Source organism: Aquabacterium lacunae, assembly GCF_004310865.1.
In the GTDB taxonomy this organism is placed as follows: Bacteria; Pseudomonadota; Gammaproteobacteria; order Burkholderiales; family Burkholderiaceae_C; genus Aquabacterium; species Aquabacterium lacunae.
Map to the genome: position 1 here is coordinate 1 of NZ_SIXI01000001.1, position 13,651 is coordinate 13,651.

A 13,651-nucleotide genomic window follows, 5' to 3' on the forward strand; every position below is an offset into this window, starting at 1 on the left:
TCGGGCTGACTTCGGTCGTGCCGTCGGTGACGGTGTAGGTGAAGCTGACGTCACCGTTGAAGTTCGCCGCGGGCGTGAACGACAGCACCGGCTTGTTCGTGGCCGGATCCAGCACCAGGCTGACCGTACCGTTGGCCACAGCCACCGGCGCACCACCCAGCGTGATGGGCTTGCCATCGACTTCGGTGATGCTCAGCACGTCACCCAGGTCGGCGTCGCGGTCGTTGGCCAGCACGTCGATCAGCACCGGCTGGTCTTCGTTGGTCGTGGCCTGGTCGTTCGAGCCGGCCGGCGAGTCGCTCACCGGCTTGACGTCGATCGTGAAGGTGTTCGGGGTGGCGTCGGCGCCGATCGTGGCGGCCTGGCCGGCCACGCCGGTGATGACCGCAAAGTCGAACTTGGCGTATGCCGTGCCGTTCTCGTCGGCCGCCGGCTTGAACACCAGCTTGCCGGCCGCAATGTCAGCGGCCGAGACTTCCTGGCCAGCCGTCACAGCCACGCCATCGAGCAGCAGTGCGCCCTTGGTCGGCACCGTGGTGATGCGCACGGCCTGCAGGCTGTCGCCTGCGTCCACGTCGGTGGCCTTGAAGTCGCCCGACAGGAACACGTAGCTGCCGTCTTCGTCGATGACACGTGTCTCGTTCTGGCTCTCCGGCAGGTCGTTGACCGGGTTGACCGTCACGCGCACTTGCGTCTCGGTCACGCCACCCTTGCCGTCGTCGATCAGCACGGTGAAGACGTCTTCACCGTTGTAGTTCGGCGCCGGGGTGTAGGTCCAGCTGCCGTCGGTATTGACCGTCACGGTGCCGTGTTGCGGCTGCTTGGCCGCGTCGGTGCTCAGGGCGTAGGTGGGCTTGTCGCCGTCCACATCGGTGGCCGTGACCGTGCCAGACACCGGGGTGTCTTCGTTGGTGGTGGCCACGAACTTGTTGGTCACCGGGTCGAACTCGGGGTCTTCCGGGTTCGGGGTGGGCAGGTCATTCTTCGGTGCAATGGTCACCGTGATGCTGGCCTGCTGCGGCACCGAGCCCGGCTGGCCGTCGCTCACCGTGTACGGCACGTCGAAGCTGCCGTTGAAGTTCGGCTCAGGCTTGAACTCCAGCGAGCCATCGGGCTTCATGCTCACCGTGCCCTTGCCGGCAATCACCACCGGCTGCGTCACGCTGATCGGCTGCCCGTTGACCGTCAGGATGGTCAGCGGGTTGTTCTCCGGGTCGGTGTCGTTGGCACGCGGGTCGAAGCTGAACGGCGTGTCTTCGTCGCCGCCGACCACGTCGTTGCGCGCCACCGGCGCATCGTTCACGCTGTCGACCGTCACGTTCACGTTCGCCACATCGGTGGTGGTGCCGTCGCTGACGGTGTACGTGAAGTTCAGCGGGCCCACGTAGTTGGCCACCGGGTCGATCGTCACACGGCCGTCTTCCGACACCACCGTCAGCGTGGCCACCTTCTGGCCGTTGACCAGCAGGTCCACCGTGTCACCGGCCTTGACGTTCGCGCCGTTGATCTGCGTGAGCTTGAGCGGCTCGCCATCGACATCGCTGTCGGCATCGCCACTGATGTTGTTGTTGGCCTTGTCGGCAATCAGGTTCACCGTGGTCGGCGTGTCTTCCACCACCACGTAGCTGTTGTCCACCGCATCCGGGGCGTCGTTGGCGCCGCCCACGTTGATGGTCAGCGTCGAGCCAGCCGTCAGGCCCGCTGCGTCACGCACGGTGTAGCTGAACACGTCCTTGGCGGTTTCGCCATCGTCGAGCTTTTGCGCTTCGGCGTTCGGGGTGTAGGTGTACGAGCCGTCGGCCTTGAGCGTCAGCGTGCCGTACAGGCCCGCAATCGGCTGGCCCACCGTGCCCACCACCACCGAGCCGTCGGCTCGGGTGAAGCTGATGGCCGAGACGCTGAGCTGGTCGCCCGCGTCGGCATCGCTGTCCTTGCCCGTGGCGGCGTCGCCGCTGCGGATCACGCCGTTGGCCGCCGGGATGTCCAGGCTGCCGTCTTCGCTCACGCTGCGCTCGTCAGGGGCAGCCACCGGGGCGTTGTTGACGTTCGAGACGTTCAGCGTGAAGGTGTTCGGCGCTGCGTCAAAGGCGCCGCTGGTGTCCTGCACCGAGAACGTGAAGCTGCCGTACGGCGCGCCGTTCTCGTTGGCATCGGGCACATAGGCCAGCTTGCCTGCGGCCAGGTCGGCCGCGCTGATCACCTGGCCTGCCGTGACCGGCACGCCATTGAGCTGCAGGCTGCCATCGGTCGGCAGCGTGTCGATGCGCACGGCCTTCAGGGCGTCGCCATCAACATCGGTCAGGCCCAGGTCTTCGCCCTTGACCACGTACGGCACGTCTTCCTGCGTGGCGCGGGTGACGTCGGCGCCTTCCGGCGTGTCCGACACCGGCTTGACCGACACCGACACGGTCGGGCTGACTTCGGTCGTGCCGTCGGTGACGGTGTAGGTGAAGGTGACGTCACCGTTGAAGTTCGCCGCGGGCGTGAACGACAGCACCGGCTTGTTCGTGGCCGGATCCAGCACCAGGCTGACCGTGCCGTTGGCCACAGCCACCGGGGCACCACCCAGCGTGATGGGCTTGCCATCGACTTCCGTGATGCTCAGCACGTCGCCCAGGTCGGCGTCGCGGTCGTTGGCCAGCACGTCGATCAGCACCGGCTGGTCTTCGTTGGTCGTGGCCTGGTCGTTCGAGCCGGCCGGCGAGTCGCTCACCGGCTTGACGTCGATCGTGAAGGTGTTCGGGGTCGCGTCGGCGCCGATCGTGGCGGCCTGGCCGGCCACGCCGGTGATGACCGCAAAGTCGAACTTGGCGTATGCCGTGCCGTTCTCGTCGGCCGCCGGCTTGAACACCAGCTTGCCGGCCGCAATGTCAGCGGCCGAGACTTCCTGGCCAGCCGTCACAGACACGCCATCGAGCAGCAGTGCGCCCTTGGCCGGCACCGTGGTGATGCGCACGGCCTGCAGGCTGTCGCCTGCGTCCACGTCGGTGGCCTTGAAGTCGCCCGACAGGAACACGTAGCTGCCGTCTTCGTCGATGACGCGTGTCTCGTTCTGGCTCTCCGGCAGGTCGTTGACCGGCGTGACGTTCAGGTTCACCACCGTGGTGGTGACGCCGCCCTTGCCGTCATCGATCGTGACCGTGAAGCTGTCCGGGCCGTTGTAGTTCGGCGCCGGGGTGTAGGTCCAGGTGCCGTCACCATTGACCACCACCGTGCCGTGCTTGGGCTGCTGGGCCGGGTTGGTGCTCAGACCATAGGTCAGCGGGTCGCCATCGACGTCGCTGCCCACCACCTTGCCCGACACCGGAGTGTCTTCCGGCGTGGCCTTGTTGTAGTTGTTGACGATCGGGTCGTAAGCATCGGGCTCGTCCGGGTCAGGCTGAGGCACCGGCTTGTCGTTCACGGCCGTCACCGCGATGGTGGTGGTGGCCACGTTCGAATCCGATGTGCCATCATTGACCACGATGGTCAGGTTTCGCGGCGTTTCGCTGGGCCTGTCCGAGGAGTTCGAGAATGTGATGGCCTTGAGTGCCGCCTGGTAGTCGGCCAACGAGGCCACCCCACTGATCTCGATCACGTTGCCCGTGACCGTGAAGCTCAGGCCTGCGGGCAAGGTGCCCACTGAAAGCACATCACCGGCTTGTGGGTTGGTCAGGGTGACGGTGGCCTTGGCCAGGTTGCCTTCGCGGTCGGTGACCTCAACGTCGGCATCGACAATGCCCACGGGAGCGCCCTGCTCGGTATAGCTTTGTGCAAACCCGGTGCCTGCGACACCGGCTGAATCATTCTTGTCGAGGTCGAGGGTGGGCGTGTCGTTCTCGTTGTCGAGGATCTGGCCAGAGCCCTCCACCGGCGAAGCGTTACCGATCGTGCTGACGCTGAGCACCAAAGCCTCTGGGCTCTCAACCAGGGTGTCGTCGGTGGTCGGCACACGCACCAAGAAGGACGTCGCCCCCTCCGGCACAGTCACCGAGAACTCGTTGGGCAACAACGCTGTCGCGCTCACCCAGGTCTGGCCGTTGTCGAAGCTGACCTCCACCACAGGCGCCAGGATGTCGTCGCTGGTGTCTGCCGGGTCTTGCGCATCGAACACCTGCTGCTTCAGGTCAGCGCCCAGATCGGCACTGCCGGAAAGCGCGAAAGACGCCGTCATGCCGCGCGGCGCGGCCGACTCCAGGTTCACGCTGTAGATCAGGTTGCCGCCTTCGACCACCTGCGGCGAAGACACCGTGCTGACCGCTGGCACGTCCACATCGGTGATCACACCGGTGCCAACGCCCTTGCCCACCGCGGCCGGCGGCACCTGGGCGCCCCCCGGCAGCGTGACCGGGTCAATGCTGACGATCTCGACCTGGAAACTCTCGGCACCCTCCGGGATGTCGTCGAAGTACAGGGCAACATCGATCGGGGCACGCGTTTCACCGGCCTTGATGGTGACGGGGAAGCCCTGGAAGCCGCCAAGGTCGTCGGCGTCAGAGGCTGAGCCGCTGACGGTGCGCAGGTACACCGTGATGTCTTGATCGGCCGGGCGGCTGAGTGTGAGCTCAAAACGTGCGTCGCCACCTTCGGCGCCGCTGGCGTCGGAAATGGACAGCACCGGCGGGTTGTCCAGGATGCTGGCCGTGCCCGTGCCGTCGCCGATCACTGCCTGACCGGCAAGCACCGAACCGATGACCACGCTGTAGGTTTCGGTGCTTTCGGTGACCTGGTCCTGGCGCAGGCCGATCTGAACGACCACGCTGGTCTGACCTGCGGGGATGGTGACGTCGAACTCCTGCTGCTGCAGATCTTGCACGCTGTCGGCGGTGCCACTGACCGTGCGCAGACGCAGCACGGTGTCCTGAGCGCTGGGACGATCCAGGCGCAGCGTGAAACTCGACAGCCCCCCTTCGCTGGCGGGTTCGGCATCGGAAATCGACACCACCGAGGCCGGGTCGGCGTCGGTGATGGTGCCCTGGCCTTGCAAGGCCGTGCCTGTGTCGGTACCGGCCGACAGGCTCAGGCCCTCGACACCTTCACCACTGACGCTGTCCAGAACGGTGGGTACGCGCACCACCACACCCGTGGCGCCCACAGGCACCACCACGGAAGCCGCCTGGTTGCCGTCCAGCGCGACGGTCTGGAAAGTGGCACCGTTGTCGAAGCTGACCTCGATGGGTGCGCTGGTGTCCGAGCCCACGGTGGCCGTGCCACTGTTGAGCTGCAGGTTCAGCACGGTGGGGCTGGTGGTGGCGCGGTCCAGTGCAATGTTGAACACCAGACCCTGGCCTTCAACGGCCGTGGCCGGGCTGATGGATTGCACCGCGGCGTCGTCCAGGGGGTTCGGGGCGGCAAACAGCTCGTCTTCCAACGTGCCGTTTTCAGGCACTTCGAAGTTGCCACGGTCGGTGCTGTAGGTGAAGCTCTGCGGAGTCACGTCTTCCTGGACGCGGTCGACACGCAGGCCCGGGCGCAGGCCGCCCCCCCCTTCACCACCCGCCAGACCGGCCGCAGCGGCAGCATCTTCGTCGCCGCGCTCGATGGCCGCCAGGGTCTGCTCCAGGTCATCGCCCTGGGCCAGCACCGGCTTGTCTTTCTGGGGCTCGACCTTCACTGGCTTGCCCTTGGCTGGCGTGATTTCCAGCCCGCCGTTCTTGTCGGTGACGATTTCCTCGCCCTTCTTGATTTCATCCCCCACCTTGACAGGCTTGAGCTTGCCGGAAGGCAGACGCACAAAGGCAGCGCCCCAGACGCCGGTCACGGTACCAGTGGAAGATTTGGCGAGGATAGGCATACGAGTCCCATTACCCAGGAAAACGGAATGGAACCGAGTGTAAACAAGCCCCCTGGCGCGGTGTGCCAAAAGTCATGCAAACCCCGGATTCGGGTGCCATAAGTCACACAAATGAGGAATGCACCTCGCCATAAGGAATGGCATTTTTCGTGCGCAAGGTCACAGCTTGTCCGGAAAAGTCAAAAAGGGCGCCACCAGGGCGCCCTTTTCCGGGGTTGCAACCAATGCCGCGGTCAGCGGGTGGCCCGTGCCAAAACGTTGGCAATGTAGGCCTCCCCGTCGGGCGGTAAGCCACTGCGCTGAGACGCCCAGATCATTTCACCCAGGGCTTCCATGACTTCGTGGTGCGCCTCATGCAGAGACTGCCGTCGAGCCGCGAGTTTCTCGACTGCCGCACGAATGCCTCGGGGCTGGTCGATGCTGACCTGTTCGGTGATCGACAGGTGCATGGACAGGTGCAGGAACGGGTTGGTGCGCCCTTCTTCCACCTGAAACTGTGCCGCCAGGGCCGCCTCCACATCGATCAGATCGATGTGGTACTCGGGATGCTGCTCGATCCAGTCGGCTGCCAGCGTTTCCAGGGGCGTCAGGGGCTGCCCCGCCTGGCGCTTGCCCCAGGTCTCGCAGAAGAACCGCCGGACATCCGACTGGCTGGGCGTGGCAAACATGCGGTGATCAGACTTCCAGCAGTTCGACTTCGAACATCAGGGTGGCGTTGGGGGGGATCACGCCGCCTGCGCCGCGGGCACCATAGCCCAGGGCTGGGGGGATGACCAGCACGCGGGTGCCACCGACTTTCATGCCCTGCACACCTTCGTCCCAACCCCGGATCACGTGACCGGCCGCGAGAGGAAACTCGAAGGGATCGTTGCGGTCCTTGCTGGAATCGAACTTGGCGCCCTTCACCCCGTTCTCATACAACCAGCCGGTGTAATGCACGGTGACATACTGGCCGGCCTTGGCAACGGCGCCGCTGCCTTCCACGGTGTCTTCGTATTGCAGGCCTGAGGGCGTGGTGTTCATGGCGTGACTCTCGCTAGATGGAAACAAAGATGGAAAGGCGCAGAGTCTACGTCAGCCAGAAAAGGGCCGCCAGTGGTGGGCCATCGCCTAAAATCTGTGCAACTGTTCTCAGCCCTCCGCCATGTCCTCTGTGCCCAACGCCCCCGACCGACGCCAGGAAGCCCTGAGCCCTCGCCAGCAGGAAGTCTGTGACCTGATCGTGGAAGGTCTGACCAGCAAGGCCATCGCCGAGCGCCTGGGCACCACTGTGCACACGGTCAAAGCCCACCGCGCCGAGGTGATGCGTCGCATGGGCGTCGATTCGGTGGCCGAACTGGTGAGGGTGTGCCTGGCCGAGCGTGACACCAACGCCCGAGTCAACGTCCTGCCGCCGGCGCAAGCGCCCCAGATCGAAGGCCCGATCCGCGTGCTGGTGGTGGAAGACCAGCCCCTGTTCCGCGACATGCTGACCAGCAGCCTGGCCGCCTTTGGCCATGTGGTGCGCAGCCTGGAAAACGGCCGCGAGCTGGAACGGGTGTTTGACGAGTTCCAGCCACACATCATCTTGCTGGATGTGAACCTGAACGCCGACGAAAACGGCCTGGACCTGGCCGTGCGCATCCGCCGTCGCAGCCGCTGCGGTGTGGTGTTCATGTCGTCCAACGGCCGCGTGGAAGACCGCGTGGCCGCATTGGAGCGTGGCGCCGACGCCTATTTCGTCAAGCCGATCAGCTTCGTCGAGCTGAACATGGCCCTGCGCAACCTGGTTCAGCGCCTGCACTGAGGCACCGGCGCTGAACCTGCCTTTTCACAGCGGCGTCAGATCGACATCAGCTGGCGCACACCATCGGCTTCCATGCTGTCGCCACGACCTCGGCGGATGATTTCGCCGCGCTCCATCACCAGATACTGGTCGGCCAGCTCGGCTGCAAAATCGTAGAACTGCTCGACCAGAACCACCGCCATCTTCTGGCCATTCAGGCCTTCGTCGGCCAGCTTGCGGATGGCCCGCCCGATGTCCTTGATGATGCTGGGCTGAATGCCCTCGGTGGGCTCGTCCAGGATCAGGATCTTGGGGCCTGCGGCCAGGGCTCGGGCAATGGCCAGCTGCTGCTGCTGCCCCCCTGACAAGTCGCCGCCTCGGCGATGCATCATCTGCTTGAGCACCGGGAACAGCTCGAACAGCTGCTCGGGCACCGGCGTGCTGCCCGGCTTGCTGGCCAGGCCCATCTGCAGGTTTTCAGCCACCGTGAGGCGCCCGAAGATTTCCCGCCCCTGGGGCACATAGCCCACGCCCAGGCGCACACGCTCGTAAGGCTTGAGCTTGTCGATGCCCTGCCCGTCCAGGCTGATGCTGCCTGACTTGATGGGCACCAGGCCCATCAGGCTCTTGAGCAAGGTGGTCTTGCCCACGCCATTGCGGCCCAGCACCACCGTGACCTCGCCCACCTTGGCCTCGAAATCCAGGCCACGCAAGATGTGCGAGCCCCCGTAGTACTGGTTGACGGCTTGAACTTTCAGCATGTTGTCTCCTCAGCGGCCCAGGTAAACCTCGACGACCTTGTCATTGGCCTGCACCTCGGCCAGCGTGCCCTCGGCCAGCACCGAACCTTCGTGCAGCACGGTCACCTTCTTCTTGCCGGCGGTGGCACCCTGCGTGGTCAGCTCGTGGATGAACTTCATGTCGTGCTCGACCACCACCAGCGAATGCGCGCCTTCCAGCGACAGGAACAGCTCGGCCGTGCGCTCGGTTTCTTCGTCGGTCATGCCGGCCACAGGTTCGTCCAGCAGCAGCAGCTTGGGGTCCTGCATCAGCAGCATGCCGATCTCGAGCCACTGCTTCTGGCCATGCGACAGCAGACCGGCTGTGCGCTGGGCCTGGTCCTTCAGGTGGATCAGCTGCAGCATGGCCGAGATGCGGTCCAGCTGCTCACCGCTGAGCTTGAAGAACACCGAGGCACGGGCACGGCGGTCGGCCTTGAGGGCCAGCTCCAGGTTCTCGAACACGCTGAGGTGCTCGAACACCGTGGGCTTCTGGAATTTGCGGCCGATGCCCTTTTGGGCGATGTCGTTTTCACGCATGGTCAGCAGGTTCAGCGTGGAGCCGAAAAACGCTGTGCCACTGTCGGGCCGGGTCTTGCCGGTGATGACATCCATCATGGTGGTCTTGCCGGCGCCATTGGGGCCGATGATGCAGCGCATCTCGCCAACCGCGATGTTCAGACAGAGCTTGTTGAGCGCCTTGAAGCCGTCAAAACTCACCTCGATGTCGTCCAGGTAGAGGATGGAGCCGTGGGCCAGGTCCAGCGCCCCAGGTTCCAGCACCCGCCCGTAACTGGCCTCACGCCCGCCCGATTCGCCCGCATTGGTGGGCGTGTTCATGGCCCGCACCAGCGTGCGGGCGCCTTCTTCCATCAGGTCGGGGGTCATGCTTTCACCTCAGCGTTCTTGTTGAAGAGCTTGCGCACGCCGCCCACGATGCCCTGGGGCAGGTACAGGGTCACAGCCACGAACAGCGCGCCCAGGAAATACAGCCAGTACTCGGGGAACTCGACCGTGAACCAGCTCTTGGCGCCGTTCACGAAGAAGGCACCGATGATCGGGCCGATCAGGGTGGCCCGGCCACCCACCGCCGCCCAGATGGCGATTTCGATGGACGCCGCCGCCGACATCTCGCTGGGGTTGATGATGCCCACCTGCGGCACATACAGAGCACCGGCAATGCCGCACATCACGGCCGACAGCGTCCAGATGGCCAGCTTGTAGGCCAGCGGGTTGTAGCCGCAGAACATGACACGGTTTTCGGCGTCGCGGATGGCTTGCAGCACGCGGCCGAACTTGGTGTTCACCAGCCAGCGGGCCATCAGGAAGAAGCCGATCAGCGTCAGGCCCGTGATGACGAACAACACCATGCGGGTAGACGGCTGGGCCAGCGGGATGTCCAGGATGCGCTTGAAGTCGGTGAAGCCGTTGTTGCCGCCGAAACCGGTTTCATTGCGGAAGAACAGCAACATGGCTGCAAACGTCATGGCCTGGGTGATGATCGAGAAATACACCCCCTTGATGCGGCTGCGAAAGGCAAAGAAGCCGAACACGAAGGCCAGCAGGCCAGGCACCAGCACCACCAGCAGCATCTGACCGATGAAGCTTTCGCTCAGGGCCCAGTGCCAGGGCACTTCCTTCCAGTCCAGGAAAACCATGAAGTCGGGCAGGTCACTCTTGTAGCTGCCGTCACGCCCGATCTGGCGCATCAGGTACATGCCCATGGCATAGCCCCCCAGCGCGAAGAACAGGCCATGGCCCAGCGACAGGATGCCGGTGTAGCCCCAGATCAGGTCCATGGCCAGCGCACAAATGGCGTAGCACATGATCTTGCCGATCAGGGCCACGGCAAAGTCCGACAGATGCAAAGGCGAGCCCTCCGGCACCACCAGGTTCAGCAGCGGCACCAGCAAGGTCACGGTGATCACGGCGGCCATCAAAGCCGTCCAGCCCTTGGCGCCCAGGGCGCTGCGGGGGACGGTGATGCCGGCCGTGGGAGAGATGGCATTCAGAACAGCACTCATTTGTGTCTCCTCAGGCTTCGGCACTGCGGCCCTTCATGGCGAACAGACCTTGCGGGCGCTTCTGAATGAAGATCACCACGAAGACCAGCACAAAGATCTTGGCCAGCACGGCGCCGGTCCAGCCCTCCAGGAACTTGTTGATCATGCCCAGGCCGAGGGCTGCGTACACGGTGCCTGCGATCTGGCCCACGCCCCCGGTGACCACCACCATGAACGAGTCGACGATGTAGCCCTGCCCCAGGTCAGGGCCCACGTTGCCGATCTGGGAGAGCGCGCAGCCCGCCAGGCCTGCAATGCCGGCCCCCAGCGAAAAGGCCATGGTGTCGACCCGGGCGGTGTTGACACCCATGCACGAGGCCATGGGGCGGTTCTGGGTGACCGAGCGCACAAACAGGCCCATGCGTGTCTTGTTGATCAGCAAGGTCATGCCCACCAGCACCAGCGCCGCGAACACGATGATGGCCAGGCGGTTGTAGGGCAGCGTGAGGTTGCTGAACAGGTCATATCCGCCCGACATCCAGCTGGGGTTCTCGACCTGCACGTTCTGGGCACCGAACACCGTGCGAACGGCCTGCATCAGGATCAGACTGAGGCCCCACGAGGCCAGCAGCGTTTCCAGGGGGCGACCGTACAGGAAGCGGAACACGGTGCGCTCCAGGGCGGCGCCGACCAGCGCAGAAGCCATGAAGGCACAAGGAATCGCCACCACCAGGTACCAGGCGAACTGGTCGGGCAGGTACTGGCGGAACAGGTTCTGGATCACAAAGGTGGCGTAGGCGCCGATCATGATCAGCTCGCCGTGGGCCATGTTGATCACGCCCATCAGGCCGTAGGTGATGGCCAGACCCAGCGCGGCCAGCAGCAAGATCGATCCCAGGCTGATGCCGGTGAACAAAACACCCACGCGCTCGCCCCAGGCCAGCGTGGCGTTGACCTCTTCAAGGGCCATGCGCAGGGCCTGCTGCACGGCCTTGTCGGCTTCGCCGTCCTCGGCCAGGCGCTCCATCAGCAGGGCGCGAGCACCTGGGGTGCCCTGACCGCCCAGGGCCTGTGCGGCCTCGATGCGGCGCGCAGGATCTGCAGCCTGCAGCAAGGCCTTGGCGCGCACCGTCTCCAGTTGCGCTTTCAGGGCCGGATCCTGCTCGGCCGCCAGGGCCTTGTCGATGATGGGCAGCTTCGATTCATCTGCAGCGGCGGCCAGGGCCTCCACGGCCTCCTGGCGCAGCGCCACGTCGGGTGAGCCCAACTTGCCAGCGGCCAGGGCCGCCTCGATCTCGCTGCTCATCCGGTTGTTGTTGACCACGTCTTCCGCCCCCTCGGGCAGCGGCACGACCTGGCCTGTCACGGCATCCTTGGCGACCTCACCGTCAACGATGAACACCTTCTGGCCGGCCACCTTCACGCTGTCAGCCATCAAGGCCTCCAGCAAGGGGCTCAGGGCCGGGTCATTCTTGGGCAGCAGCTTCTGCAGGGCAGCGATGCGGGCATCGTTGTCGCCGGCAGAAACCGACAAGGCCTCTTCCATCGTCAAGGCGTGTGCGCCAGTGGGCATCAGGGCCCCCAGCAGGCAGCTCAGGCTGCACGACACGCCCAAGGCCCAGCGTCGCCATGCGGCGGGCCGGGCTGCGGTCTCAGCGTTGTATCGGTTCACAGGTCGGTCCTTGTTCGCCATGTTCGAAATTGCAGAAAAAAAACGCCCCTCGGGTGACGCCCGAGGGGCGAACCGCTCTGCTTCATGGTTCATCCCGTCAGGCCTGGCGCCACGTGGCACCAGGCGCGAGGACGGGCACTCGCATCAGGCTGGCCCCAGGCCAGCCGAAGATCACTTGCCTTCCGGCTCGTCCTTCTTCTTGTCGTTGCCAGGGATGTAGGGGCTCCAGGGCTGGGCCTTGACCGGGCCAGGGGTCTTCCAGACCACCTTGAACTGGCCGTCAGCCTTGACCTCGCCAATGAACACCGGCTTGTGCAGGTGGTGGTTCTTCTCGTCCATCTTGGACATGAAGCCGCCCGGGGCCTTGAAGGTCTGACCGGCCATGGCAGCAATGACCTTGTCGGTGTCGGTGCTGCCAGCCTTCTTGACGGCCTGGGCCCACATGTTGATGCCGATGTAGGTGGCTTCCATCGGGTCGTTGGTCAGGGGCTTGTCCTTGTGACCGGCGATGTTCTTGGCCTTGGCGTAAGCCGACCACTTCTTGATGAACTCGTCGTTGGCGGGGCTCTTGACCGACATGAAGTAGTTCCAGGCGGCCAGGTGGCCCACCAGCGGCTTGGTGTCCACACCGCGCAGCTCTTCTTCACCCACCGAGAACGCCACCACCGGCACGTCCTTGGCCTTCAGGCCCTGGTTGCCCAGTTCCTTGTAGAAAGGCACGTTCGAGTCGCCGTTGATGGTCGAGACCACGGCGGTCTTCTTGCCTTCCGAAGCGAACTTCTTGATCTTGCCGATGATGGTCTGGTAGTCGGAGTGACCGAAGGGGGTGTACTCCTCCATGATGTCCTCGTCCTTCACACCCTTGGACTTCAGGAAGGCACGCAGGATCTTGTTGGTGGTGCGGGGGTACACGTAGTCGGTGCCCAGCAGCACGAAGCGCTTGGCCGAACCGCCGTCCTTGCTCATCAGGTACTCGACGGCGGGGATGGCCTGCTGGTTGGGGGCAGCACCGGTGTAGAACACGTTCTTCTCGAGCTCTTCACCTTCGTACTGCACGGGGTAGAACAGCAGGCCGTTGTTTTCCTTGTAAACCGGCAGCACCGACTTGCGCGACACCGAGGTCCAGCAGCCGAAGGTCACGGCCACCTTGTCTTGCGTCAGCAGCTGCTTGGCCTTTTCGGCAAACAGGGGCCAGTTCGAGGCCGGGTCAACCACCACGGGCTCCAGCTTCTTGCCCAGCAGACCACCCTTGGCGTTGATCTCGTCGATGGCCATCAGGACGGTGTCCTTCAGCACGGTTTCCGAGATGGCCATGGTGCCGGACAGCGAGTGCAGCACACCCACCTTGATGGTGTCAGCGGCCTGGGCCATGGTCGAGAAAGCCAGGCCAGCGACGCCCAGGGCGACTGCGGTGAGGGACTGGGCGGCGGCGCGACGGGTGATGTTCATGTGAAAACGCTCCTTGGAAGCGAGTTGGGATCAAGTGGGTTGGCTTGTCTCCCATCAACAACTGCTTTGAAGGCAACTCATTGATCGGATGTGTTCAGTGTGCCGAGCCACCCCGGATCGCGAAATACGCCACATGGCGTATGCGGGCGGCGGCTGGCAGCCAGCTGGATCAGGCATGGACCTTGCCGAGGCAAGGGTTCTAGAATGAAC

The 13,651-nt window shown here is 64.5% G+C and carries 9 protein-coding genes; 1 reads left to right on the forward strand and 8 read right to left on the reverse strand.

The annotated features are described in order from the left end of the window. The 3 genes from EYS42_RS00005 to EYS42_RS00015 form a co-directional block, all read right to left on the reverse strand. A partial coding sequence (locus EYS42_RS00005) for an Ig-like domain-containing protein (protein WP_130965825.1) occupies positions 1–5,773 on the reverse strand: 5,773 nt, incomplete at its 3' end. Between the two features lie 233 nt (positions 5,774–6,006). Next, a complete protein-coding gene (locus tag EYS42_RS00010; RefSeq protein ID WP_130965826.1) occupies positions 6,007–6,441 on the reverse strand; it encodes a DUF1841 family protein in 435 nt (144 codons plus the stop codon). 7 nt (positions 6,442–6,448) lie between these two features. After that, entirely contained in the window at positions 6,449–6,796 is a 348-nt protein-coding gene (locus EYS42_RS00015; protein ID WP_130965828.1) for an FKBP-type peptidyl-prolyl cis-trans isomerase, read from the reverse strand. Positions 6,797–6,917: 121 nt separating this feature from the next. On the opposite strand from EYS42_RS00015, the gene EYS42_RS00020 reads away from it, so the two are divergent. Further along, positions 6,918–7,559 (forward strand): response regulator, encoded by a 642-nt coding sequence (locus EYS42_RS00020; RefSeq protein WP_130965830.1) that lies wholly within the window; start codon positions 6,918–6,920, stop codon positions 7,557–7,559. 35 nt (positions 7,560–7,594) lie between these two features. Here the strand turns inward: EYS42_RS00020 and urtE are convergent, their stop codons facing one another. From urtE to urtA, 5 genes are all read right to left on the reverse strand, one after another. Next, positions 7,595–8,299, reverse strand: coding sequence for an urea ABC transporter ATP-binding subunit UrtE (gene urtE, locus EYS42_RS00025; RefSeq protein WP_130965832.1), 705 nt, complete (start codon positions 8,297–8,299; stop codon positions 7,595–7,597). A 9-nt stretch (positions 8,300–8,308) separates the two neighbouring features. After that, a complete protein-coding gene (gene urtD, locus EYS42_RS00030; RefSeq protein ID WP_130965833.1) occupies positions 8,309–9,205 on the reverse strand; it encodes an urea ABC transporter ATP-binding protein UrtD in 897 nt (298 codons plus the stop codon). Then, positions 9,202–10,341, reverse strand: coding sequence for an urea ABC transporter permease subunit UrtC (gene urtC / locus EYS42_RS00035; RefSeq protein ID WP_130965835.1), 1,140 nt, complete (start codon positions 10,339–10,341; stop codon positions 9,202–9,204). The genes urtD and urtC overlap by 4 nt, the downstream gene beginning before the upstream one ends. A gap of 10 nt (positions 10,342–10,351) precedes the next feature. Then, positions 10,352–11,893, reverse strand: coding sequence for an urea ABC transporter permease subunit UrtB (gene urtB, locus EYS42_RS00040; RefSeq protein WP_130966480.1), 1,542 nt, complete (start codon positions 11,891–11,893; stop codon positions 10,352–10,354). Positions 11,894–12,163: 270 nt separating this feature from the next. Then, positions 12,164–13,441, reverse strand: a complete 1,278-nt coding sequence (gene urtA, locus EYS42_RS00045; protein ID WP_207301076.1) for an urea ABC transporter substrate-binding protein — start codon at positions 13,439–13,441, stop codon at positions 12,164–12,166. Positions 13,442–13,651 lie beyond the last annotated feature (210 nt).

Excerpts from the sequence above, each read along its gene's own strand:
- EYS42_RS00020 (WP_130965830.1), top strand. The coding sequence starts at position 6,918 with ATGTCCTCTGTGCCCAACGCCCCCGACCGACGCCAGGAAGCCCTGAGC.
- urtC (WP_130965835.1), bottom strand. The coding sequence starts at position 10,341 with ATGAGTGCTGTTCTGAATGCCATCTCTCCCACGGCCGGCATCACCGTC.
- EYS42_RS00015 (WP_130965828.1), bottom strand. The coding sequence starts at position 6,796 with ATGAACACCACGCCCTCAGGCCTGCAATACGAAGACACCGTGGAAGGC.
- urtB (WP_130966480.1), bottom strand. The coding sequence starts at position 11,893 with ATGCCCACTGGCGCACACGCCTTGACGATGGAAGAGGCCTTGTCGGTT.
- urtE (WP_130965832.1), bottom strand. The coding sequence starts at position 8,299 with ATGCTGAAAGTTCAAGCCGTCAACCAGTACTACGGGGGCTCGCACATC.
- EYS42_RS00010 (WP_130965826.1), bottom strand. The coding sequence starts at position 6,441 with ATGTTTGCCACGCCCAGCCAGTCGGATGTCCGGCGGTTCTTCTGCGAG.
- urtA (WP_207301076.1), bottom strand. The coding sequence starts at position 13,441 with ATGAACATCACCCGTCGCGCCGCCGCCCAGTCCCTCACCGCAGTCGCC.
- urtD (WP_130965833.1), bottom strand. The coding sequence starts at position 9,205 with ATGACCCCCGACCTGATGGAAGAAGGCGCCCGCACGCTGGTGCGGGCC.